The sequence below is a fragment of the Actinocrispum sp. NPDC049592 genome (assembly GCF_040675465.1).
Lineage (GTDB): Bacteria > Actinomycetota > Actinomycetes > Mycobacteriales > Pseudonocardiaceae > Kibdelosporangium.
On record NZ_JBFAPA010000030.1, the window covers coordinates 1 to 22,277 of the forward strand.

General features: G+C 68.6%; 22 protein-coding genes. 7 read left to right on the top strand and 15 right to left on the bottom strand.

The genetic code is table 11. The features are described from left to right. Positions 1–252 precede the first annotated feature (252 nt). Genes AB0J95_RS48910 through AB0J95_RS48920 form a run of 3 tightly spaced genes read left to right on the top strand, consistent with a single transcriptional unit; the run spans position 253 to position 2,042 of the window. Positions 253–894, top strand: coding sequence for an amidohydrolase family protein (locus tag AB0J95_RS48910; protein ID WP_364773411.1), 642 nt, complete (start codon positions 253–255; stop codon positions 892–894). After that, the gene (locus AB0J95_RS48915) at positions 891–1,061 is read left to right on the top strand and encodes a hypothetical protein (RefSeq protein WP_364773412.1); all 171 of its coding nucleotides are present in this window, start codon (positions 891–893) and stop codon (positions 1,059–1,061) included. The genes AB0J95_RS48910 and AB0J95_RS48915 overlap by 4 nt, the downstream gene beginning before the upstream one ends. A 33-nt stretch (positions 1,062–1,094) precedes the next feature. Continuing rightward, positions 1,095–2,042 carry an EamA family transporter gene (locus AB0J95_RS48920; RefSeq protein WP_364773413.1) on the top strand — a complete coding sequence of 316 codons (948 nt, stop codon included), beginning with the start codon at positions 1,095–1,097 and terminating at the stop codon, positions 2,040–2,042. A gap of 27 nt (positions 2,043–2,069) precedes the next feature. Here AB0J95_RS48920 and AB0J95_RS48925 read toward each other — a convergent pair whose 3' ends face one another. From AB0J95_RS48925 to thyX, 7 genes are all read right to left on the bottom strand, one after another. Continuing rightward, entirely contained in the window at positions 2,070–3,752 is a 1,683-nt protein-coding gene (locus tag AB0J95_RS48925; RefSeq protein ID WP_364773414.1) for a ribonuclease J, read from the bottom strand. After that, the gene (dapA, locus tag AB0J95_RS48930) at positions 3,749–4,690 is read right to left on the bottom strand and encodes a 4-hydroxy-tetrahydrodipicolinate synthase (protein ID WP_364773415.1); all 942 of its coding nucleotides are present in this window, start codon (positions 4,688–4,690) and stop codon (positions 3,749–3,751) included. Before dapA ends, AB0J95_RS48925 begins: the two co-directional genes overlap by 4 nt. A gap of 85 nt (positions 4,691–4,775) precedes the next feature. Continuing rightward, the gene (locus AB0J95_RS48935) at positions 4,776–5,402 is read right to left on the bottom strand and encodes a TIGR03085 family metal-binding protein (RefSeq protein ID WP_364773416.1); all 627 of its coding nucleotides are present in this window, start codon (positions 5,400–5,402) and stop codon (positions 4,776–4,778) included. Positions 5,403–5,415: 13 nt separating this feature from the next. Next, positions 5,416–6,891, bottom strand: a complete 1,476-nt coding sequence (locus AB0J95_RS48940; protein ID WP_364773417.1) for a serine/threonine-protein kinase — start codon at positions 6,889–6,891, stop codon at positions 5,416–5,418. A gap of 51 nt (positions 6,892–6,942) precedes the next feature. Then, positions 6,943–8,466 (bottom strand): protein kinase, encoded by a 1,524-nt coding sequence (locus AB0J95_RS48945; RefSeq protein WP_364773418.1) that lies wholly within the window; start codon positions 8,464–8,466, stop codon positions 6,943–6,945. 60 nt (positions 8,467–8,526) lie between these two features. Next, positions 8,527–8,910, bottom strand: coding sequence for an ACT domain-containing protein (locus tag AB0J95_RS48950; RefSeq protein WP_364773419.1), 384 nt, complete (start codon positions 8,908–8,910; stop codon positions 8,527–8,529). Then, positions 8,907–9,659, bottom strand: a complete 753-nt coding sequence (gene thyX, locus AB0J95_RS48955) for an FAD-dependent thymidylate synthase (RefSeq protein WP_364773420.1) — start codon at positions 9,657–9,659, stop codon at positions 8,907–8,909. Before thyX ends, AB0J95_RS48950 begins: the two co-directional genes overlap by 4 nt. Positions 9,660–9,824: 165 nt before the next feature. On the opposite strand from thyX, the gene AB0J95_RS48960 reads away from it, so the two are divergent. Continuing rightward, a complete protein-coding gene (locus tag AB0J95_RS48960) occupies positions 9,825–10,361 on the top strand; it encodes a toxin-antitoxin system HicB family antitoxin (protein ID WP_364773422.1) in 537 nt (178 codons plus the stop codon). Positions 10,362–10,414: 53 nt separating this feature from the next. Then, positions 10,415–11,275 (top strand): DUF4097 family beta strand repeat-containing protein, encoded by an 861-nt coding sequence (locus tag AB0J95_RS48965; RefSeq protein ID WP_364773424.1) that lies wholly within the window; start codon positions 10,415–10,417, stop codon positions 11,273–11,275. Between the two features lie 121 nt (positions 11,276–11,396). Here the strand turns inward: AB0J95_RS48965 and AB0J95_RS48970 are convergent, their stop codons facing one another. From AB0J95_RS48970 to AB0J95_RS48980, 3 genes are all read right to left on the bottom strand, one after another. Then, a complete protein-coding gene (locus tag AB0J95_RS48970; RefSeq protein ID WP_364773425.1) occupies positions 11,397–12,863 on the bottom strand; it encodes a DUF1996 domain-containing protein in 1,467 nt (488 codons plus the stop codon). A gap of 141 nt (positions 12,864–13,004) precedes the next feature. Further along, the gene (locus tag AB0J95_RS48975; protein WP_364773427.1) at positions 13,005–14,477 is read right to left on the bottom strand and encodes a DUF1996 domain-containing protein; all 1,473 of its coding nucleotides are present in this window, start codon (positions 14,475–14,477) and stop codon (positions 13,005–13,007) included. Between the two features lie 174 nt (positions 14,478–14,651). Continuing rightward, positions 14,652–15,557, bottom strand: a complete 906-nt coding sequence (locus AB0J95_RS48980) for a DMT family transporter (RefSeq protein ID WP_364773429.1) — start codon at positions 15,555–15,557, stop codon at positions 14,652–14,654. On the opposite strand from AB0J95_RS48980, the gene AB0J95_RS48985 reads away from it, so the two are divergent. Then, positions 15,556–16,992 (top strand): PLP-dependent aminotransferase family protein, encoded by a 1,437-nt coding sequence (locus tag AB0J95_RS48985; protein WP_364773430.1) that lies wholly within the window; start codon positions 15,556–15,558, stop codon positions 16,990–16,992. The two genes, AB0J95_RS48980 and AB0J95_RS48985, sit on opposite strands and share 2 nt — an antisense overlap. Here the strand turns inward: AB0J95_RS48985 and AB0J95_RS48990 are convergent. After that, positions 16,946–17,392, bottom strand: coding sequence for a hypothetical protein (locus tag AB0J95_RS48990; RefSeq protein WP_364773531.1), 447 nt, complete (start codon positions 17,390–17,392; stop codon positions 16,946–16,948). The two genes, AB0J95_RS48985 and AB0J95_RS48990, sit on opposite strands and share 47 nt — an antisense overlap. Before the next feature lie 147 nt (positions 17,393–17,539). Further along, complete coding sequence (locus AB0J95_RS48995; protein ID WP_364773431.1) at positions 17,540–18,097, bottom strand: GNAT family N-acetyltransferase; 558 nt, start codon at positions 18,095–18,097, stop codon at positions 17,540–17,542. A gap of 66 nt (positions 18,098–18,163) precedes the next feature. Between AB0J95_RS48995 and AB0J95_RS49000 the strand changes: the two genes are divergently transcribed. Beyond that, positions 18,164–19,375: a crosslink repair DNA glycosylase YcaQ family protein gene (locus AB0J95_RS49000; protein WP_364773432.1), complete on the top strand. Its 1,212-nt coding sequence runs from the start codon at positions 18,164–18,166 to the stop codon at positions 19,373–19,375. A 405-nt stretch (positions 19,376–19,780) separates the two neighbouring features. On the opposite strand, the gene AB0J95_RS49005 is transcribed toward AB0J95_RS49000, so the two are convergent. Genes AB0J95_RS49005 through AB0J95_RS49015 form a run of 3 tightly spaced genes read right to left on the bottom strand, consistent with a single transcriptional unit; the run spans position 19,781 to position 22,262 of the window. Continuing rightward, a complete protein-coding gene (locus AB0J95_RS49005; RefSeq protein WP_364773532.1) occupies positions 19,781–20,221 on the bottom strand; it encodes a hypothetical protein in 441 nt (146 codons plus the stop codon). 2 nt (positions 20,222–20,223) lie between these two features. Then, positions 20,224–20,967, bottom strand: a complete 744-nt coding sequence (gene dapB / locus AB0J95_RS49010) for a 4-hydroxy-tetrahydrodipicolinate reductase (RefSeq protein WP_364773433.1) — start codon at positions 20,965–20,967, stop codon at positions 20,224–20,226. Beyond that, entirely contained in the window at positions 20,964–22,262 is a 1,299-nt protein-coding gene (locus AB0J95_RS49015) for a pitrilysin family protein (protein WP_364773533.1), read from the bottom strand. Before AB0J95_RS49015 ends, dapB begins: the two co-directional genes overlap by 4 nt. Positions 22,263–22,277 lie beyond the last annotated feature (15 nt).

Below are 22,277 nucleotides of genomic sequence, written 5' to 3' on the forward strand. Positions count from 1 at the left end.
GATGACAGTGCTCACCGGCCAGCGGCTCGGCAACCAGCCTCACCCCCACCAACCACAATCGGTGGGAGGCCACGCCGATCAATCCCCATTAGGTGCGTGGTGGGTAGGTGCCGAGCGGAGGGGAGTTCGGGATGCGGGTCGATGTTCATGCTCATGTGTGGAGTGCGGCGTATCTGGCTCTGGTCGAGCGCTATGGGTATGCCAATGCGGCGGTGCACCGGGGGGGTGGGGGCGGGGACGACGGAGCGGGAGTTGGCGGCGCGGTTCGCGCAGCTGGACAAGGCGGGGATCGACCTCCAGGTGCTTTCGTCCACGCCCGCGTCGCCGCACTTCGCGAACAAGACGCACGTGGTCGACGCCGCCCATCGCGTGAACGATGAGTACGCCGCGCTGGTCGAGAAGTACCCCGACCGTTTCCGCGCGTTCGCGTCGTTGCCGTTCCCGCACACCGACGCGGCCCTGGCCGAGCTGGACCGGGCCTTCGAGATGGGCATGCTAGGTGTTGCGGTGACGACGTCGGTGCTGGGGAAGGCGCTGGACGATGAGGGTTTCCTGCCGGTGTTCGAGGAGCTGGACCGGCGCGGAAGTGTGCTCTACGTGCACCCTGCCGGTGCGCGGGCTGAGTCCACACTGATCTCCAAGAACATGACGTGGGCGGTGGGTGCGCCGATCGAGGACACTGTTGCGCTCGCGCACCTCATCCTGGCCGGGATTCCGAGCCGGTTCCCGGACATGAAGATCCTCGGCTCGCACCTTGGCGGGGCTCTGCCGATGCTGCTCACCCGGATGGACCACCAGGCGGCCTGGGAGTCGCCGAGCACTCCGGATAAGCCGAGTCTGGCCGTTCAGCGCATGTTCTTCGACACAGTTGCGCACGACCACGTGCCCGCGTGAAGGCCGCGGCGGAGTCGTACGGCGCCGGGCGGCTCGTGCTGGGCACGGATTTCCCCTACCAGTCAGGGGAAGCGTTCCAGGAGGCCGTCACCTACATCGAACGTTCGGGTGTGCCCGATGCCGGGAACATCCTTGACACCACCGCCGCGAGGCTTCTCAACCTGTAGAAAATCCCGCGCTGGGTGTCGGTGGGGTGTGCGATGGTCGTGCGGGTGAACGTCCGGGGTATCGCTCTGCTGCTGGTGTCGTCGTTGTTCTTCGCCTGTTCGGGGCCGTTGGCGAAGCCGGCGATGGCGGCGGGCCTGTCCCCGCAGCAGGTCGCGGGCGCGAGGATCGGGCTGGCGGCGCTGATGCTCCTAGTCGGTGTGGGTGTCACCCGGCCGCGGCTGTTGCGGATCCATTGGTCGGACTGGAAGTTGTTGTCCGCCTATGGGTTGTTCGGTGTCGCCGGGGTTCAGGTGCTGTACTTCGCCGGGGTGTCGCGGCTGCCGGTCGGCATCGCGATGGTGCTGGAGTTCATGTCGCCCGTGCTCGTCGCCTTGTGGGTGCGGTTCGTCCGGAAAACCATGCTGCCCAAGACGATGTGGCTGGGCACCGCGTTGGCGTTCGCCGGGCTCACCGTGATGGCGCAGGTGTGGCAAGGCTTGACGCTGGACGCGATCGGGCTGCTCTGCGGGATCGGCACCGCCCTGTGCGCGGCCTCGTACTTCCTCTTGGGCGAACATGGTGTGCGCACCAAACACCCGCTGACCATGGTCACCTGGGGCATGCTGATCGGCGCGGTGCTGGTCGTGGCCATCGCGCCACCATGGGAACTACCGCTGGACGTGCTGACCAAGGACACGGCCTTGGGTCCGGTGTGGACGCTCATCGTCGCGATCGCCTTGTTCGGCACCGTTCTGCCGTACACGATCGGCATGACCGCGCTGCGGCACCTGCCGTCCAATGTGGCCAGCGTGCTCGCCGTCGCCGAACCCCTGATCGCCACCCTCTACGCGTGGGTACTGCTCAACGAGACCCTGGGTGTGGTGCAGATCATCGGCGGAATCGCGATTCTCGCGGGAGCCTACATCGCCCAGCGTGCGTCTCAGGTCCGTACACAAGAGACTGGGGATGCACTCGTGAGTACGTTTGCCGGGAAGGCCTGACAAACGTACTCACGAGCGTGCCCGGGGTCAGACGGGGATGACCGTGGGGACGATCATCGGGCGGCGGCGGTACTTCTCCGCCACCCAGCGGCCCACCACCCGCCGCACGATCTGGGCGATCCGGTGCGTGTCGGTGATGCCCTCGGCCTCGGTGCGGGACAGTTCCATCTCCACCAGGGAGACGACCTCGTCCAGCGCCTTGGGATCGTCGGAGAAGCCGCGGCCGGAGATGGTCGGCGGCGCCACCGCGCGGCCGGTGCTGGCCTCGACGGCGACGGTGATCGAGATGAACCCGCCCTCGCCCAGGATCAGCCGGTCGGACAAGGTCGACTCGCCGACGTCACCGACGGACAACCCGTCGACGTACACGTGCCCGACCTCGACGCGCCCCGTGATCCGCGCGCGCCCGTCGATCAGGTCCACGACAACGCCATCCTCGGCGAGCACGACGTGGTCCCTAGGCACACCCGTCCTCACCGCGAGGTCCGCGTTCGCGCGTAGGTGACGCCACTCCCCGTGTACCGGCATGACGTTCGACGGCCGCACGGCGTTGTACAGGAACAACAGCTCCCCGGCGGACGCGTGCCCGGACACGTGCACCTTGGCGTTGCCCTGGTGCACGACGTGCGCCCCCAGCCGCGCGAGGCCGTTGACCACGCCAAACACCGCGGTCTCGTTACCCGGGATCAGTGACGACGCCAGGATGACGGTGTCACCGGGGCGGATGGAGATCTGCCGGTGCTCACCACGGGCCATCCGCGACAACGCCGACAACGGCTCGCCCTGCGACCCCGTGGACACGAACAGCACCTCGTGCTCGGGCAGCTCCATGGCGGCGTCCAGGTCCACCAGCAGGCCCGGCGGGATGTGCAGCAGCCCCAGGTCACCCGCGATGCCCATGTTGCGGACCATCGAACGGCCTACGAACGCGACCCGGCGCTTGTGCGCGACCGCGATGTCCAGCACCTGCTGGACCCGGTGCACGTGCGAGGCGAAGCAGGCCACGATCACCCGCTGGGTCGCGCGCATGATCACGTTGTCCAGCACCGGGCCGATCTCGCGCTCCGGCGTGACGAACCCGGGCACCTCGGCGTTGGTCGAGTCGACCAGGAACAGGTCCACGCCCTCGTCGCCGAGCTGGGAGAACCCGCTGAGGTCGGTCAGCCTGCCGTCCAGCGGCAGCTGGTCGAGCTTGATGTCGCCGGTGTGCAGGATCAGGCCCGCGGAGGTGCGGATGGCCACCGCCAGCGCGTCTGGGATGGAGTGGTTGACCGCGAAGAACTCGCACTCGAACGGGCCCGCGGTGCGCCGTTCCCGCTCGTTCACTTCGATCAGCACCGGGTCCTGGCGGTGCTCGCGGCACTTAGCGGCCAGCAGCGCCAGGGTGAACCTTGACCCGATCACCGGGATGTCCGCACGCAGCCGGAGCAGGAACGGGACGGCGCCGATGTGGTCCTCGTGGCCGTGCGTGAGCACGATCGCGTCCACATCGTCCAGACGGTTCTCGATGGCCCGGAAGTCCGGCAGGATCAGGTCGACACCGGGCTGCTGGTCCTCGGGGAACAGCACACCGCAGTCGACGATCAGCAGCCGGCCCTCGTGCTCGAAGACCGTCATGTTCCGGCCGACCTCGCCGATCCCGCCGAGAGCGACCACCCGTAGCCCACCCTCGGCCAGCGGTGGCGGAGAGTTCTGCGAGGTTTCGATCACCCCACTACCGTCTCAGACGCGCTTTTGAGGGGCACACCGGCCACCGCCAAGTCGGCGGCGATGGCGGCGATCTGCTCGTCGGTGGCGGGCAGGAGGGGCAGGCGGGGGGTGCCGGCGTCGATGCCGCGCAGGCGCATGGCGGCCTTGGCGAACACCAGGCCCTGGCCGCCGCCGGTGCGGGACATGGCGCGGTTGACGGGCATCAGGGACCGGTTGACCTCCTGGGCGCCCGCGACGTCGCCCTTCTCGAACGCGTCGAGCATGGCCTTGAGGCGGTCGCCGACGACGTGGCCGATGATGCTGCCGAAACCGACGGCGCCGACTGCCAGCCACGGCAGGTTCAGCACGTCGTCGCCGCTGTAGTAGGCCAGCTCGGTGTTGGCGATCACTTCGGCGCCCGCGGCGAGGTCGCCCTTGGCGTCCTTGACCGCGACGATCTGGGGGTGCTCGGCCAGCTGTAGCAGGGTCGGGACCTCGATGGCGACCACGGCGCGCGGGGGGATGTCATACAGCACCACGGGGAGGTCCGTGGCCTCGGCGATCGCGGTGAAGTGCGCGATCAGGCCTGCCTGGGACGGCCGTGAGTAGTACGGGGTGACGGCGAGCAGCGCGTGCGCACCGGCCTGCGCCAGCCTGCGGGCCATGGTGACGCTGTGGGCGGTGTCGTAGGTACTGCCGCCCGCGATGATCGTGCAACGGTCGCCGACGGCCTCGGCGACGGCGCGGATCAGGTCCGCCTTCTCGTCGTCGGTCGTGGTCGGCGCCTCCCCCGTGGTGCCGTTCACGATCAGGCCGTCGTTGCCGAGGTCGACCAGATGCCGGGCGAGCTCCTGGGCCTTGGCCAGGTCCAGCCGCCCGTCGGCGTTGAATGGGGTCACCATGGCGGTCAGGACGCGGCCTACGGGCCGTCCCGGGGCTGCGGTGGGGCATCCAGTCATAGCGCTGAAGTTACCTCCTCAATCCGCGCTGATCAGCGGCGACTCCGGCGGTGCGGAAATTCGACGCGTCCCGGCCGGAATTACCTCAAAAGCTTCGCTTCACACCCTTGATCTCGGCCACAGCGGCCTCGTCGCCCTCGAACTCCAGGCGCACCGCGTCCCGGCCGAACGCGTGCAGCAGCAGGTCGCCGACCTCGCCGGAGAGGGTCACCGCGTTCGGGCCGACCTTGCCGACGATCGTGGCCCCGTCCGGACGGCGCAGCAGCACGCCGACCACGCTCTTGCGGTAGCCGCGCCTCGCCGCGAACTTCAGCCCGCGCCACAACACCTCGTCCCGGCGGGGGTCGGACGGCCGGGGCTCCCAGCCCTCCTGGGCCCGCCGGACGTCCTCGTGGTGGATGAAGAACTCGCCGCCGTTGGCCAGCTCGTTCACCGGGCCGAAGCTCATCGGCGACCAGCGCGGCGGGCCGGACCGGACCAGGTCCACCAGCTCGTCCCACGGTTTGGCCGCGTACTCGGCCATCACGCGCTCGGTCCGCGCGGCCAGCGCGGGGATCAGGATCCCACCGGCCGCGTCCGGGCGGCGCTCGCGGACCACCAGGTGGGCGGCCAGGTCCTTGGTCTGCCAGCCCTCGCACAGGGTCGGCGCGTCCGGCCCCACGGTGAGGAACAGGTCACTCAGCTGCGCACGTTCGTCCGTGGCGATACCCATATCGCCAAGGTACTCAGCTGTCGTCCTTCGGCAGTATGGAGCCGGTCACCTTGCTGTTGTCCTTGGTCCAGGCCAGGCAGAAGATCGACCGCGCGGGCTGGGTGCTGTCGTTCCAGGCCTGCTCGGACGGGATCGCGGCCATGTACTTCATGTTCGCCTTGGCGTCCTTGAGCAGGCCCGAGTTGAAGCTCATCGTGCAGGCGTCCTCGGCGAACTTGGTCAGCGTCTCGGCCTGGTAGGCCGCGCCCGCGGTGTGCTTGGTCTTGTCCGGGGACTTCAGGTTGGACTTGATCTCGTCGAAGACCTCGGTCGAGTGTTGCTTGTCGCAGTCGACCTTGTCGGCGGACTTGTACTGCCGCTTGTCCGCGGGCGGTTCCTCCATGCAGGTCTCGCCGCCGGAGAAGTAGATGTCCCAGACCGGGATGTTGCCGGCGTCGCCGTAGGTCAGGGTCGGCTGGATGGCCGCGGTCGCGCCCGAGGCGCCGGACGAGGTGAACAGGTCCCGGCCGAACCAGCCCGCGGTCGCCATCACCAACGCGACCAGCACGACCAGCACGATCGCCGTGGTGCGGTTGCGTTTCGGCGGCATGCCGTTGTTCGGCTGGGTCGGCGGCAGCTGGCCGTTCCACCCCACCTGCGCGGTCGGGCCGGTGTTCGGGATCGCGTGCGTGGCCTGGTTGAGCAGGGCCCGGACCTGAGGCGCGGTCGGCCGGCCCGCGGGCTCCGAGTTGAGCAGGCCCATGATCAGCGACGCGAGCGGGCCGCGGCAGCGGGTCAGGAACGCGACCTCGTTCATGATCGCCTGGATCGAGGCGGCCGTGGTCTGCCGGTCGTACGCGCCGTAGCCCTCGACGGCGTAGAACAGGGTGGCGCCGAGCGCCCACAGGTCGGAGGCGGGCACGGCCTCCTGGCCCTTGAGCCGCTCCGGCGACATGTAGGTGGGCGAACCGATCAGCGTGCCGCTCGTGGTCAGCCGCGGGTCGTCGGTGGACTGGGCGATGCCGAAGTCGGTCAGCTTCACCCGGCCGCTCATGTCGATCATGACGTTGCTGGGCTTGACGTCCCGGTGCACGATCCCGGCCCGGTGCGCGGTGTCCAAAGCGGACACCAGCTGGGCGGCCACCCGCGTGGTGTGGTCCTCCGACAACGGGCCGCTCTGCTTGACGATGTCGGCCAGGGTCGGCGCCTCGATCAGCTCCATCACGATGAACGTGTTGCCGTGCTCCTGCAGCACGTCGAACACCGTCACGATTCCCGGGTCGTTGAGCCGGCCGGCGGTGCGGGCCTCGCGCAGCACCCGCTCCTCGAAGATGTGCCGCTCCTGCGGCTCGATCCCGTCCGGCAGGTGCAGTTCCTTGATGGCGACCCGGCGGCCGATCGTGCGGTCCTCGGCGAGCCACACCACGCCCATGCCGCCGCGGCCGATCTCGCGGAGGATGACATAGCGGCCCGCGATGACCCGCTGTTGCTGCGCATAGTCCTGCGTCACGCGGGCACTCTAACTTCCGTTCGCCGCCGAACCGAGCGGTAGCCCAAGAAGTTAGTTACCCGCGATGGACGCGGTCATCTGGCTACTTCCTGGCGCCCAGGCGACACACCAGCCCTCGTGCTTGCCTTTGTCCCATGCGTCCTGTGTGGGCACCACCGCGCCGAAGCTGACCGCGATGTCGGTCTTCACCTCGCCGGGGACCTCCTTGCAGCCGTCCTCGGTGGTCGTGGCGGCCGCTTCGGCGCCGGGGTAGGTGTCGCTGTCGCCGTCCAGGTCGATCTTCTTGAGCAGCTCCAGCACATGCGGCTCCTTGCAGTCGGCCTCCTTCAGGTCCGTCCGGCTGGTACCGGCGAAGCAGCCGAGGCCGACGAAGTCGGTGAACCCGTCGGACGTGATGTCCCCGCCCTGACCGAAGGTCAACGTCTTGGTGGTGTAGGCCGGTTTGCCTGTGATGGGCGGGGTCGGGCTGCCGCTCGCCGGTGGGGTGACCGCGGCGGGGTTGTCCTTCTTCGAGTCGAAAACACCTGTCACGGCAAGGACCACGACGACCGCGCCGGCCAGGATCACGGCCGCGACCGCCACCAGGATCCCGTTCCTGCGGCTCTTGGGCACGACCTTCGTGGGCGGCACGACCGGGTGCTGGTGCACCGGCTGCGGTCCGGACTGTGGCCCGGACTGCGGACCGGATTGGGGACCGGGCTGCGGGTGGCCGGTCATCGGGCTCGACGGCGTGCCGTGCACCGGCCTGGGTGGCGGCTGCCTGCGCGCCTGGTCGATCAGGTAGTGCGCCTGGCCGTCGGTGATCCGGGCGTCCGGGTCGGGCTCCAGCAGACCCAGGATCAGCTCGGCGAGCGGGCCGGGTGGCACGGTCCGCAACTGGGCCCGCTCGTTCATGATGGCCTGGATGGACGCCGCCGTGGTCGGCCGGTCGTAGGCGCCGAACCCTTCCGCGGCAAAGAAAAGCGTCGCGCCCAGGGCCCACAGGTCGGAGGCCGGGCTGGCGTCGCGGCCCAGCAGCCGTTCCGGCGAGATGTAGGTGGGCGAGCCGACCAGCGTGCCGCTCGTGGTCAGCCGTGAGTCCTCTGTGGACTGGGCGATGCCGAAGTCGGTCAGCTTCACCCGGCCGTTCGCGGCGATCATCACGTTGCTGGGCTTGACATCCCGGTGCACGATCCCGGCCGCGTGCGCGACCTGCAACGCGACCAGCACCTGTTCGGCGATCTTGAGCACCCGCAGGGGCGGCAGCGGGCCGTGCGCGCGGACGACGTCGGCCAGGTTCTCGGCCTCGATCAGCTCCATCACGATGTAGGTGGCGCCGTCCTCCTGCACCACGTCGTGCACCGTGACGATGCCCGGGTCGCTCAGCCGCCCGGCCGTGCGCGCCTCGCGCAGCACGCGCTGCTCGAACACCTCCCGCTCGTGCGGCGGGATGCCCGGCGGCAGCAGGAGTTCCTTGATGGCGACCTGCCGCCCGATGGTCCGGTCCTCGGCCAGCCAGACCACGCCCATGCCGCCGCGGCCCAGCTCACGAAGGAAGGCGTACCGGCCGGCGACGACGCGCTGCTCCTCGGTCACCCGCGCACTGTAACCCGCCGCCCGCAACGCCGTCCGCGTTGTGCGTGCCCTTTCGGGCGGTCAGGCGTGCACCTCGTGGCCCGCCTCGCGCAACGCCGTCACGGCCCGGTCCAGGTCGGCCTGCTTGACCAGGATGTGGTCGGTGTCGAAGGTGGACACCGCGAAGATCGGCACCCCGGCCGCGGCCAGCGAACCGGCCAGCGAGGCCATGATCCCGGTCAGGGTGAACTCCAGCGGCCCGCGCACGGTCAGCAGCCGCCAGCCACCGTCCACTTTGGCCCCTTCGGGCACCATGCCCGCCGGGGCGACGATCGAGACCTCATCGGGCGTACTGGTGACCGAGACCAGCGCGTCCCCGGCGTCGAACGCGGGCAGCGCCGTTCCGCCCGGCAGCCGGGAGACCGCGTAGCCCCCCGGACGCAGGTCGACGGTGAGCCGCTTCATCCTTCGGTGACGAGCGGGCTGGCTGCGGTCTCGGTGCCGTCCGGCAGGGCAGAGATGGTGAAGTCGTCGAACACGTTCGCCGCGGCCTTCTGCAGCTGCCGCAGGCATTCGATGGCCAGCGCGCGGATCTCCACGTCGGCGGCCTCGGTGGCGCGCATGGCGATGAAGTGCCGCCAGGCGCGGTAGTTGCCGGTGACCACGATCCGGGTCTCGGTGGCGTTGGGCAGCACCGCGCGGGCGGCCTGGCGGGCCTGCTTGCGGCGCAGCGTCGCGCTGGGCTCGTCGGCGAACTTCCGCTCCAGGCCCGCCAGCAGCTCGGTGTAGGCCTCGACCGCCGCGTCGGCCGCCGCGACGAACTTCGCGTGCAGCTCGGGGTCCTGGGCGATGACGTCCGGCTCGACCATGGCCGCGTTGCGCTCGGGCACGTACCGCTGGGACAACTGCGAGTACGAGAAGTGCCGGTGGCGGATCAGCTCGTGGGTCAGCGAGCGCGAGATCCCGGTGATGTAGAAGGACACCGTCCCGTGCTCGAGCACCGAGAGGTGGCCGACCTCGAGGATGTGCCGCAGGTAGCCGGCGTTGGTCGCGGTGGCCGGGTTGGGCTTCTTCCACGACTGGTAGCACGCGCGGCCGGCGAACTCGGCGAGCGCCTCGCCGCCGTCGCTGTCGGTCGTCCAGGGCACGTCCGCCGGCGGGAAGAACTCGGTTTTGGCGATCAGTTGCACCTTGGGGGCCACGGTCTCGGTCATGGCGGTGAGCCTAACCGGCTCTTTTGCCGGGCTACCTCCCCCGCGCCGATTGCCCTGGTCACTTTCGGGTCCTCGACAGGTTGACGCCACGGTGACGTCAAGTGACATCATTGGTGACGTCATTCTGCCTTGACGTGACGTCACGAGTGATGTCATGCTGACGTCATGGATCTCACGCCGTACATCGAGTCACTGCGCGAGGACCTCGCGACCACCGCTTCCGCCGGGGACGAGCAAACCCGGCGATCGGCCGCCGTGTTGTCCGCCGCGCTGGAGCCGGCCCTCCGGCTCGCGATCATGAACGCCCTGTCGGACCTGGCCGCCGAGGTCACCGCGGCCCTGGACGAGCACATCGTCGAAGTCCGGCTGGACGGCCGCGACGTCCAGGTGGTCGTCACGCACACCGGCACGCACGCCGAACCCGAGCCCGACCTGCCGCCCACGGGGGCCGGTGGCGGGGACTCCGCCGAGAACATCAGCCGGATGACCGTGCGGATGTTCGAGCAGATCAAGAGCCAGGCCGAGCAGGCCGCCGCGGCCCAGGGCGTGTCGCTGAACACGTTCGTCTCGCAGGCCGTCCAGGGCGCCCTGCACCGCAAGATGCGCGACCGCGGCTGGCAGCACGACCACACCACGCAGGAGCAGCCCAAGCGCGGCGGGGGTTCGTCCTCGCGCGTGCACGGATGGACCGACGGGTCATGACACCCGCTGCCCAACGCGACCAACACAGTGAAATCCGGGGAGGCGGGACCATCATGACCGAGGAAGACATCGTCCGGAACTTCGACGCCGACGGGCCGCAGGAGCTGGAGATCGCGCTGAACTCCGGCGCGGTCGACGTGCTGCTCACCGACGAGCCCGGCATCACCGTGCGGCTCAGGCACCGCCCGGACCTGGCCTCCGCCTGGGCGTCCGGGTTCTCCAGCATCATGAGCTGGTTCTCCGGGCAGACCGGCGAGCAGACCGAGGAAGGCTTGGCGCAGGCCAGGATCGAGTTCTCCGGCGGCAGGCTGACCGTGCAGATGCCGAAGTCCATGCGTGCCTTCGCAGTGGGGATCACCGTTCGCGCGCCCAACGGGTCCCATGTGGACATTCGAAGCGGCTCCGCGGACATCCTGGTCACCGGGGCCGCGGGCCGGCTGAAGGTGCACACCGGTTCCGGGGACATCAAGGTCGACCGCGCCGACGGGGCCGCGACGGTGAACACCGGGACGGGCGCGGTGCGGCTGGGCCCGATGCTCGGCGGCCTGCAGGCCCGCAGCGGCAGCGGCGACGTCGAGGTGTCCTCGGTCGGCGGCAGCAGCGCGCTGGTGACCGGCAGCGGGGACGTCTGGCTGGGCGCGGTGGCCGCGGATGTCATGGCGCGCACCGGATCCGGCGACCTGTCGGTGGCCGACGCAGCCTCCGGCAAGCTCGACCTGAACACCGGCTCCGGCGAGATCCGGGTCGGCATCCGGCAGGGCACCAGCGCCGAGATCGACCTGTCGTCGGGTTCCGGCCAGGCCCGCAGCGAACTTCCGTTGCTGAACACGCCACCCAATACCAAGCCCGTGCTGCGGGTGCGCGGCCGCACCGGTTCCGGCCACGCGCTGGTGACCACCGCGCTCGACGGCTAGTCAGTACAAAAAGGACGGTTCCGGTGCAGGGCCGGAACCGTCCTCGGGGGTGAAAAGGCCTTGGCGGGGTTGTGAATCGGTGCGCCAACCCACAACCCCGCCAAGGGTCATTGGGGGTAACTCACTCGCTGCAGCGCTTACCCTTGTTGATGCAGTTGACAACGCGGTTCATGATGCACTGCGACATCACGTTGGCGAAGTCGTCGTGGTCGGACTTGGGGTTGTGGTTTTCGAACGGGAACGCGTCCACCTTGTACTGGCCCTTGACCTGGATGTCGTGCGGGATGTCGTAGGTCAGCGTGGTCACCAGCTTGGGCACGGCCTTGAAGCCCTGCTTGCACTTGCCGTTCGCGTCCGGGAACACGATGTGGTCGCGGTGGTTGGTGGAGTCGATGTTCTTGCCGTCCCAGCAGCTCGGGAACTCGTGGATGCGCTTGACCTTCTTGCCCTGCGGGCAGATCGGGTACTTGTCCATCAGCACGCGGTTCTCGAAGCCCTCACAGGTCCAGGAGTCACGGGCGTTCTTCGGGCCGTTCTGGCTCTCCTTGGCGTCACCGAACAGGATCCGCAGGAACTTCGGCATGGCGGTGACCTTGCCGGTCTCGTTGCCCTCGAAGGTCAGCTCGGCCTTCAGCGGCTTCTGGATGACGCCGTCGTTGCCCTCGAGCTCGTTCTCGTTGGTCTCCGGCTTCTGCGGCTTGGTGTCGGTGCCCGGCTCCGGCTTGTTGTTGTTCTGGCCGCCGTTGTCCTGGCCACCGGCTCCGTTGGGCTGCTTGACCTTGCAGACGGCGAGCTGGCCGAAGTCCTGGGTCTGCTGGCCGATGCGCATCAGCGCCAGGCTGATCTGGTCCAGCGGCTGCTTGCGCTGCTCGGTGAGCGGGCCGATGACCTCCTGGTCGAGGTTCTTGGCCGTGGCCGCCTTCTTGTTGGCGGCGTCGGTGACCTCGTCGACCTTCTTCAGGTTGTCCTCGACGACCTTCTGCGCGTCGTCGGGAATCTCACCCGGGAGCTTGGAGGCCACGTCCGGGCAGTCGACCTGCGGCTTGGCCTTGTCCTGCTTGTCCTTGGCGGCCTGCTGCTCGCGCTCCTGCTTCTGCTGCGCGGCCGGCGGGTTCTCCTTGGCCTCTTTCTCCTCGTCACCCGTGTCGATCCGGATGACCGGCCAGAAGTACGCCGACTTGTCGCCGTTGCGGCAGGTGGTGCCCGCCTTGAGCAGGCTCTCGTTGGTGGAGTCGGCGTTGGTGGACAGGTTGCCCACGTAGTCGTGCAGGTGCTGGGCGCCGTTCTTCACGCCGGGAGCGGCGATGAAGTTGTCCGGGTTGAAGTGGCCGTTCTCGTTGCGGCCACAGTTCACCGTGAAGGTGCCCCTGCTCGCGTTGCGCTGCTGCTGTGGCTTCTTGACGTTCGGCTTGACCTTGGTGATGTCAACGAAGAACGCCTTGTTCGCGGCGTCCGCGTTCGCGTCGCCGGAACTTCCTCCTGCAGTCGTCACCACAACGATCGTGCCGACCGCGACCGCCAGACCTAAAGCCCCGGTCGCGATCTTGGTACGACGGGAGATGCGGTGTCGCCCATTGCCACGGGCCATCGACTACTCACCTCAATTTTTTGTTCACCGGCGGCGGCCGGTGTCGGGGGGTTGCAAACTGTCGCGCCCCATTTGTCGGGGGATGGGACGCGACGCGCCTTGAGGGCCACCCGGCTGGTGGCCCTCGAAGACTTCCTGTGGTTATTCCTTACATTTCTTTCCGGAGTTGATGCAGTCGACGACCCGGTTCATCAGGTTGTTCGACATGACGTTCGCGAAGTCGTCGTGGTCGGACTTGGGGTTGTGCTCCTCGAACGGGAACGCGTCCACCTTGTACTGACCCTTTTGCTGCACGTCCTGCGGGATGTTGTACGTCAGGGTGATGCGCAGCTGCGGAACCGCCTTGAACCCCTTCTTGCACTGACCGTTCTCGTCCGGGAAGACGATGTGGTCGCGGTGGTTCTCGCTGTCGGTGTTCTTTCCGTCCCAGCAGCTGGGGAAATCGTGGATGCGCTTGACCGCGGCGCCGTTCGGGCAGATCGGGTACTTGTCGATCAGGACCCGGTCCTCGAAACCGGCACAGGTCCACGAGTCACGCGCGTTCTTCGGACCGTTCTGGCTCTGCTTGGCGTCCCCGTAGAGGATCCGGAGGAACTTCGGCATCGGCACGACGTCGCCGGTCGGGCTGCCGCGGAAGGTGATGTCCGCGTTGGCGGCCTGGAGGATCTGACCGTCGTTGCCCGCGAGCTCCTGGTCGGCGCCCTGGGGAGCCTCGAGTTCCTCGTCCTGCTGGTCCGCGTTCTGGTCCTTGTTGTCCTTGTTCTTGTCGTTCTGGTTGTTCTTGTTCTGGTCCTGCTTGTTCTGGTCCTGCTGCTGGTTCTTGTCCTGGTTCTGGTTCTTGTCCTGCGCGGCGTTGTCGTTCTGCTGCTGGCCGTCCTGGTTGCGGCCCTGCTGCTTGCGGTTGCCGCCCTGGTTCTGGTCCTGCTGGCCCTGACGCAGGTTCTTGCGGCCGCCGTTGTCGGCCTGCTGCTGGTCGTTGGCCTGCTGGTCGTTCTGAGCAGCGTCGTTGTTGTTCTTCTTGTTCTGCTGCTGCTTGTTGTTCTGCTGGTCGTTCTGAGCAGCGTCGTCCTGGTTCGCGTTGTCCTGGTTCGCGTCCTGGTTCTTCTGCTGCTGGTTCTTCTTGTTCTGCTGTTGCTGCTGGTCCTTCTTCTGCTTGGCCGCGTTGTCCTCGCGGTCGATCCGGATCACCGGCCAGAAGTAGGCGGACTGGTCACCGTTCTTGCAGGTGGTCCCGGCCTTGAGCAGGCTCTGGTTGCTCGAGTCGGCATTCGTCGAAAGGTTGCCGACGTAGTCGTGCAGGTGCTGGGCGCCGTTCTTGATGCCAGGCTGGGCGATGAAGTTGTCCGGGTTGAAGTGGCCGTTCTGGTTCTCACCACAGTCGACGGTGAATGTGCCGGTGGAAGCGTCGTTCTGTTGCTTCGCCAGCTTCACGTTCGGCTTGACCTTGGTGATGTCCACAAAGAACGACGGATCCGCGGCATCAGCGTTGGCACTGCCGGTCGAACCCGTCGTGGTGATGACCACTAACGTGCCGATCGCCATTGCGAGCCCAATGCCCGCGGCCGCGATCTTCGTTGTGCGGGAGATTCGGTGTCGCCCATTGGTGCGGGGCATCCACTTCTCACCTCGTTCCGGATTTTGGCCAGGCGGGGGCGCCACAGCTGCTCCTGCACAGCCATGAAAAGGTATTGCCTGGGTAGTACGGCGGAATGCTGTCGGGGTCTTGCTTCGTCACTGGGGGATACGAGCGCGTTGGCTCCCGACGTTCAACCGAGGCCGCTTCGTTATCTAACCGTTACCAACGCGCTGAACCCGGCTCCGCTGAGTCCAAACAACGCAGGTCAGGACCACCGCGGCGGTCAAAACCGTAGCCCAGCCGACCGGTTCCCGCAGTAACAAAGCGCTCCAGACCAGGGTCAGAACCGGCTGAGCCAGCTGAACCTGACCGACTTTCGCGACCCCGCCGCGGGCCATCCCGGCGTACCAGGCGAAGAACCCCAGGAACATCGACACGACCGTGACATAGCCGAACCCGGACCAGGCGGTCCCGTCCGCACGGGCGAACCCCGAGGTCAAGGCCACGGAAACCGTCACCGGGACGCTCACCGGCAACGCCACCACCAGCGTCCAGCAGACGGTCCGCGCCCCGCCGAGGTCACGCGACAACGCCCCGCCCTCCGCGTACCCCAGGCCGCACAGCACCACACCGACCAGCAGGAAGAGGTCCGGCAGCTCGAACCCGCCGTTGACGCCCCCGGTCGTGAACATGAAGACGAGAACGGCCATGAACCCGACCAGGCTCGCCACCCAGAACCCGCGATGTGGCCGTTCACCTGCCCGCAGAACGGCCCAGATCGCGGTCGACATCGGCAGGCACGCGATCACGACGGCCCCGTGTGCGGACGTCTGGGTCTCGAGAGCGAGAGAGGTCGATAACGGGAAGCCGATCACGATCCCGACCGCCACCACCGCGAGCTGCCGCCACTGCCGGCCGGACGGCCGCGGCGCGCGGGTGTACGTGAGGTAGCCGATGGCCAGCAGACCTGCGCCGACGGCCCGGCCGAAGGACACGAACCAGGGGTCCAGGCCGAGCACCGCGAGCCGGGTGGCGGGCAGCGAGAAGCTGAACCCGAGGACGCCCAGACCGCCGAGTGTTACCCCCGCGGGCGCGATAACGTTACTCTCCACTCTCATGAATGAGGATAACGCCGTCGGTCGCGTTATCGCCGAGATCAAGGCCACCGCTCAGGCGGGACGGCCGGGCGACCGGCTGCCCTCGGTCCGTGACCTGATGGCCCGGCATCGCGCCTCGCCGGTGACCGTCCAAGCGGCGATCTCGCAGCTGGCCGGGGAAGGGCTGGTCGAGGTTCGCCCCGGCCGGGGCAGTTTTGTGGCCGCGCGGCCCGAGCCGGTGGCCGCGCCGGACCTGTCCTGGCAGGCGGTCGCGCTGGGCGCCGGGCGGCCGTACGAGGAGCTGCTGACGTCGCTCATCACCGTTCCGCGCCCGGAGGTCATCCAGCTGTCCAGCGGGTACCTCGACCCGTCTCTGCAGCCCGTGGAGGCCTTGGGGGCCGCGCTGGCCCGTGCCGCGCGGCGTCCGACCGCGTGGGGACGGATGCCCGTGGAGGGGCGCGAGGAGCTGCGGACGTGGTTCGCCCGGGAGGCTGGTGGGGCCTTCCGGGCTGGGGACATCACGCTGTGCAGCGGCGCGCAACCCGGTCTGGCGACGGTGTTCCGCGGATTCGGTGAACCGGGTGAGGTGGTGCTGGTCGAGGCGCCGACGTACCTGGGTGCCGTCGCCGCTGCCCGGGATGCGGGCCTTCGGGTCGTCCCGGTGCCTTCGGACGCCGACGGCGTGCGGCCTGACCTGCTGGATGCGGCGTTCCGGCGGACGGGCGCGCGGATGTTCTACTGCCAGCCGCTTCATGCCAACCCGCACGGCGCCGTGCTGGCTCGCGACCGGCGGGCGCCGGTGTTCGCCGCGGTTCGCCGGGCCGGGGCGTTCCTGATCGAGGACGACTGGGCACGCGGACTGACCGTGGACGGCGTTGAACCGCCCACGTTGGCCTCCGAGGACACCGACGGGCACGTGGTCTACCTGCGGTCATTGACCAAAGTCGCCGCTCCGGGGTTGCGGGTCGCCGGGATCGGGGCGCGTGCAGCGGCGGGGATCCGGTTGCGGACAGCGCGGGCGTTGGACGACTTCTATGTGGCCGGGCCGTTGCAGGAGGCCACGATCGACTTCGTCACCTCACCGGCCTGGCGGCGGCATCTGCGGGCCTTGCGTGTTTCGTTGCGTACCAGGCGAGATGCGCTCTTGTCGGCCGTGGCCACCTATCTGCTCGATTGGCGGGTCTCCGTGCCTGTCGGCGGTTTGCACGCGTGGGCGACGTTGCCGGACGACGTGGACGACGTCGAACTCGTGACCGCCGCAGCGGCCCGGGAGGTCGTTGTTTTCCCTGGCCGGTCGTGGTTCGCGGCCGAGCCACCGGGGTCGTTCCTGCGGCTGACGTTCGGCGGGGCGCCGGAACACGCGCTGGTGGAAGGCGTGCGGCGGCTGGCCTCGGTCCGAACGGCACTGCTCAGAACAGGTGGTGGATCAACCCGGGAGAGGCTGCCAGGAGGCTGAACCGGATCCAACGCCCGGCCAAACCGGTGGTCAGGAAGGTGACCAGGGACATCCTGGCCAGCCCGGCCAGGATCGTGGTGGCCATGAACGGCGGGATCCCGGTGACCGCGCTGACGCCGTACGTGCCGACCATCCAGTGCGGATGCCGATGGCACTTCTCGGTCAGCCCGTCCACCCAGCCACGCAGCCGTTTCGTGCGCTGCTGCCAGGCCACCCGCCTGGGCGTGAGCGGCTTCGGCTCGCGGTGCATGAACTTCGGCAGGTGCAGCCAGCCGCGCGCGGCCATGTAGAACAGCATCTTGCCCGCGACCTGGGCGGCCGCCACGACGGCGCCGAGCGCGAGCCAGGGCAGCGCCGGCTCCTTGGTCACCAGTGCCAGAACGAAGATCTCCACGTTCATCAACGGCACCAGCGCGGAACCGAACGCGACACCGGCTGCCACGCACAGGCTCGCGAACAAAAGGTCTTCCCCTTAGAAAGACGTCCCCCCGACCGGCCGCAAGACTAGCCGAGCCTCGGGTACCCCGACGTCATTCGCCGGGACCATTCAGCTCAGCCGGAAGTCCAGGGTTCCGGTCAGGCGTATCTCCCTTAGGGGACGTCCACCGGCGTCCAAGGTTCGCACCATCCCGTCACGTTCCCAGCCGGCCCGTTCGTAGAAGGCGATGGAAACGCCGTCATTCTCCGGAATCCACACCATGCCGCGGGTGGCGCCGGTTTGTTTCAACCCCTGCGCGGCGGTCGCGAGCAGCCGCCCGCCGTGCCCGCGCCGTCCCCAGCGGGGCTCCACCAGCAGCGTTCCGATCAGGCCGATCGTGCTCGCGTCCTCGGGCAGCAGGCCCTCGTGGTCGGCGACCTCGGTCTCCGGCGCCGGTCCGGCGGCGCAGAAACCGACCCGCCACTCGCCCTCGGTGGCCACGTAGACCGTCGCGTCGCCGTGCTCGACCGTGTCCTGCCAGATCTCGCCCAGTTCCGCCGGGTCGAGGCTGCGCAGGACCTCGTCGGTGAGGATCCCGGTGTACGCGGCCCGCCAGGTGTCCACCTGGATGCGGGCGATCTCGGCGATGTCCTCGGGTTTCGCGGTGTGCACGTCTGCCTGCGCCATGGCTGGGAACTTAGTCGGCCGGGAATTGTCGGTGCCGGGTGGCACGATGCACCCATCATGCTGACGATGAGTACCGAAATGAGCGCTGCCGCGGCCAGGCGTACCGCGGTGGCCGCGCAGGGGTTCACGGATCCGCGTCCGACGGGTGTGCCGTCGCGGCGTCATCTGCTGCGGGTGCTGTCCAGGACCCAGCTGATCCAGCTGGACTCGGTGAACGTGGCGGTGCGCGCGCACTACATGCCGCTGTTCAGCCGGCTGGGCGCCTATCCGATGTCGCTGATCGACGACGCGGCCTGGTCGCACTCGGTGCGGCGGCCGCGGCTGCTGGTGGAGAAGTGGGCGCACGAGGCGAGCCTGATCCCGATGGACGACTGGCCGCTGCTGCACCTCACCAAGCGTCAGGGCTGGTGGAAGCACTACCGCGAGGTGGTCGAGCGGTCCCCCGGCCTGGTGCAGGACGTGCTGGACATGGTCAAGGAGCGGGGGCCGATCGGCGCCGGCACGCTGGAACGCGAGCTGGTGGGTGACGTCAAACGGGAGAAGGGCACGTGGTGGGACCGGTCGGACGTCAAGCACATCTGTGAGTACCTGTTCGGCATCGGCGAGCTGACCACCGGGGCGCGCCGGAGTTTCGAGCGGCTGTACGACCTCACCGAACGCGTTGTCCCGCCAGAGGTACTGACCCGCAAGGTCGCGCCCGACGAAGGCGCCCGCCAGCTGGTCGAGCGCTCGGCGCGGGCCCTCGGCGTCGCCACCGAGCCGGAGCTGCGTGACTACTACCGCTTGGCGCCCGACGTGAACCGCCAAGCCATCCTCGACCTCGTCGACGCGGGCATTCTCGAGGCAGTCACCGTGACAGGGTGGTCCCGCAAGGCCTACAAACACATCGACGCCCGAACCCCACGCCGGATCTCCGGCCGGGCCCTGCTGTGCCCGTTCGACCCACTGATCTGGGAACGCGACCGCACCGAGCGCATCTTCGACTTCCGCTACCGCATCGAGATCTACGTGCCGGAAGCCAAACGCGAGTTCGGCTACTACGTCTTCCCCTTCCTGCTGGACGGCAACCTCGTCGGCCGCGTCGACCTCAAGGCCGATCGCGCCGCCGGCGTCCTGCGCGTCCCCGGCGCCTTCGCCGAGTCCGGAGTGGACACTGCCCGTGTGGTGACCGAACTCGCCGCCGAACTCAAGGACATGGCCACCTGGCTTGGCCTTTCCGGCGTCGCAGTCGGCACCCGCGGCACCCTCGCCCCCACCCTCAAGAAGCTCACCCGCTGACCCGGGCGGCCCTCGGTGCCCGCCGGGGTTCGATCGGGTTTCGGGTGTTGTTCACCGAGGGTGGCGCGACAGGAGTCGCCGCTGTGACGCTCGCCATCAACGTTCGGTTTGTCCGGCACGACCTGAGAGTCAGCCAAATCCCAGCTGCGCGCGGCGATCCTCGAAGCGGCCGGGGCCCAACAGATGACTTGGTACGGCCACGTCGCTGCTCAGGTGACCGCGGCTTCCGTGGATCCACACTCCCCGTTGATGAATCACCTGTTGGGCGCCGTCCTTGAGGACGAGCACGCCGCAGGACGGCCGCTACTTACGGCGATCGTGACTCACCAAGGATGGCGACAAGGAACCTGGACCTGGTTTCTACGAGATGGCTCGGTCGCTCGGTTACCGCTGTGGACACTCGGCTCAACGTTCGGCGAGTTCGAGGGCTTTGCGCATGGCTTCGCGGGCGCGGCGGCGGTCGCCGGCGATGTCGTAGCCGTGGGCGAGGCGGAACCAGGTGCGCCAGTCGTCCGGGGACGCCTCGACCTCGGCGCGGCGGGCCTCGAACCAGGCATCGGCCTCGTCGCGGCGGATCCGGCCGGAAGGCATCCGGGGCAGGTCCGTGGTGTCCGGGAGGGTGCCCTCCGCGGCCAAGCGCTGCGCGAGCCGTTCGGCCTGGAAACCGAAGCGGATCGTGGCGATGGTGACCCAGGCGCCGACGATGGGGAGGAGCAGGACGCCGATGCCAAGGCCGATGCCGACCGGGGTGCCGGTTCGAAGAAGAGCGATCGCCCGCCCGGTCAACAGCACGAAGTAGACGACCAGTGCCGCACACAGCAGCACGGTTGTCGACCGGGCGGACAGTCTCACAGGTCCATCAGCTTGTCGAGGCCGACCAGCAGGCCCGCGCGGTTCCCGATGGACCGCACGGCCAGCACGACGCCGGGCATGAACGAGTTGCGGTCCATCGAGTCGTGCCGGACGGTCAGGGTCTCCCCCGGCGCGCCGAACAGCACCTCCTGGTGGGCGATCAGACCGGACAGCCGGATCGAGTGCACCCGGATGTCGTCGACCACGGAACCCCGTGCGCCGTCGAGGGATTCGGTGGTCGCGTCCGGCGCCTTGCCGAGGCCCGCGGTGGTGCGGGCGGCGGCGATCAGGCGGGCGGTGTGCGCGGCGGTACCCGAGGGGGCGTCGACCTTGCGGGGGTGGTGCAGCTCGATGATCTCGACGGACTCGTAGTAGGGCGCGGCGAGTTCGGCGAACCGCATCGACAGCACGGCGCCGATCGCGAAGTTCGGCGCGATCAGCACACCGACGGACGGCTTGTCCGCCAGCAACCCGGACAACGCGTCGAGTTTCTCGGTGGTGAACCCGGAAGTGCCGACCACGCAATGGATCCCGTTGTCCACGGCGAACCGGATGTTGTCCATCACGACGTTCGGGTGGGTGAAGTCGACAATCACCTCGGCGGACGCCGACACCAGCTCGGTCAGCGAGTCCCCGAGATCGATCGCGGCGACGACCTCCATGCCCTCCGCCGCCTCGACGGCACGGCACACCTCGGCGCCCATCCGGCCACGAGCACCCAGCACACCAACGCGAATCACTTGATCACCTCGTGCACCTCGACCGGCACATCATCGGTGTGCGCGTACGGCCCGACCACCGCGGCCGCGATCGGCCGGGACAGCAACTCCTTGGCCAGCACGGCGATGTCGTCGCCGGTCACCGCGTCGATCCGGCCGAGGGTCTCCTCGACGGTCAGGTAGTTGCCGTAGGTGAGCTCGCCCTTGCCGATCCGCGACATCCGCGAACTGGTGTCCTCCAGGCCAAGCACGAGACCGCCACGCAGCTGTCCCTTGCCACGGGCCACTTCCGCGTCGGTCAGGCCCTCATTGGCAACCTGTCCGAGCACTTCCCGCACCACGGCGGCGACCTCGCCCAGCCGGTCCGGCTGAACACCCGCGTACACCGACAGGTGCCCCATGTCCGAATAGGACGCGACCGACGAGTACACCTGGTAGGCCAGGCCCCGCCGTTCGCGGATCTCCTGGAACAGCCGGGAGCTCATCCCGCCGCCCAGCGCCGCGTTCAGCACGCCGAGCACGAACCGGCGCTCGTCGTGCCGGTCCAGCGCACGCACACCCAGCATCAGGTGGGTCTGCTCGGTGTCCTCGGTGTGCAGCACGAGCCGCGGCGAACCAGACGTCCTGGCCCGTCCGCGACGCACCGGCACCGGCTCAACCTCGCCGGCCAGGCGGTCCCGCAAAGCCTTACGCACCAAGCGAAGCACGTCGGCGTGCTTGATGTTCCCGGCGACCGCGAAGACCATCCGCGGCAGCGTGTACCGCCGCTTGTAGAACCCGTACAGCGCGGTGCGGCTCAGGTTGGTGATCGAGTGCTCGGTGCCCAGCACCGGACGGCCCAGCGCGTGGTCCGGCAGCAGCGCCGCGCAGAACGCGTCGTGCAGCAGGTCCTCCGGGTCGTCGTCGCGCATCGCGATCTCTTCGAGCACGACGCTGCGCTCGGTCTCCATGTCCCGCTCGGCCAGCAGCGCCTCGAACACGACGTCGCACACCAGGTCCACCGCCAGCGGCAGGTCCTCGTCGAGGACGTGCGCGTAGTAGCAGGTGTGTTCCTTGGCGGTGAACGCGTTCAGCTCGCCGCCGACGGCGTCGATCTCCTCGGCGATCTCCATGGCGCTGCGCCGGGAGGTGCTCTTGAAGAGCAGGTGCTCCAGGTAGTGCGCCGCACCGGCCACGTTCGGCTGCTCGTCACGCGAGCCGACCCCGACCCACATACCGACCGAGGCCGAACGCACACCGGGAACGTGCTCGGTCACCACCCGCAGGCCGCCCGGCAGCAGGGTGCGGCGGACCTCGCCCTGCTCCGTGCGCTCCAGCGTCTTGGTGGTGCC

Excerpts from the sequence above, each read along its gene's own strand:
- AB0J95_RS48965 (WP_364773424.1), top strand. The coding sequence starts at position 10,415 with ATGACCGAGGAAGACATCGTCCGGAACTTCGACGCCGACGGGCCGCAG.
- AB0J95_RS48990 (WP_364773531.1), bottom strand. The coding sequence starts at position 17,392 with ATGAACGTGGAGATCTTCGTTCTGGCACTGGTGACCAAGGAGCCGGCG.
- AB0J95_RS48960 (WP_364773422.1), top strand. The coding sequence starts at position 9,825 with ATGGATCTCACGCCGTACATCGAGTCACTGCGCGAGGACCTCGCGACC.
- AB0J95_RS48980 (WP_364773429.1), bottom strand. The coding sequence starts at position 15,557 with ATGAGAGTGGAGAGTAACGTTATCGCGCCCGCGGGGGTAACACTCGGC.
- dapA (WP_364773415.1), bottom strand. The coding sequence starts at position 4,690 with ATGACTGGATGCCCCACCGCAGCCCCGGGACGGCCCGTAGGCCGCGTC.
- AB0J95_RS48920 (WP_364773413.1), top strand. The coding sequence starts at position 1,095 with ATGGTCGTGCGGGTGAACGTCCGGGGTATCGCTCTGCTGCTGGTGTCG.
- AB0J95_RS48950 (WP_364773419.1), bottom strand. The coding sequence starts at position 8,910 with ATGAAGCGGCTCACCGTCGACCTGCGTCCGGGGGGCTACGCGGTCTCC.
- AB0J95_RS49000 (WP_364773432.1), top strand. The coding sequence starts at position 18,164 with ATGAGTACCGAAATGAGCGCTGCCGCGGCCAGGCGTACCGCGGTGGCC.
- AB0J95_RS48970 (WP_364773425.1), bottom strand. The coding sequence starts at position 12,863 with ATGGCCCGTGGCAATGGGCGACACCGCATCTCCCGTCGTACCAAGATC.
- thyX (WP_364773420.1), bottom strand. The coding sequence starts at position 9,659 with ATGACCGAGACCGTGGCCCCCAAGGTGCAACTGATCGCCAAAACCGAG.
- AB0J95_RS48985 (WP_364773430.1), top strand. The coding sequence starts at position 15,556 with ATGAATGAGGATAACGCCGTCGGTCGCGTTATCGCCGAGATCAAGGCC.
- AB0J95_RS48935 (WP_364773416.1), bottom strand. The coding sequence starts at position 5,402 with ATGGGTATCGCCACGGACGAACGTGCGCAGCTGAGTGACCTGTTCCTC.
- AB0J95_RS48995 (WP_364773431.1), bottom strand. The coding sequence starts at position 18,097 with ATGGCGCAGGCAGACGTGCACACCGCGAAACCCGAGGACATCGCCGAG.
- AB0J95_RS48975 (WP_364773427.1), bottom strand. The coding sequence starts at position 14,477 with ATGCCCCGCACCAATGGGCGACACCGAATCTCCCGCACAACGAAGATC.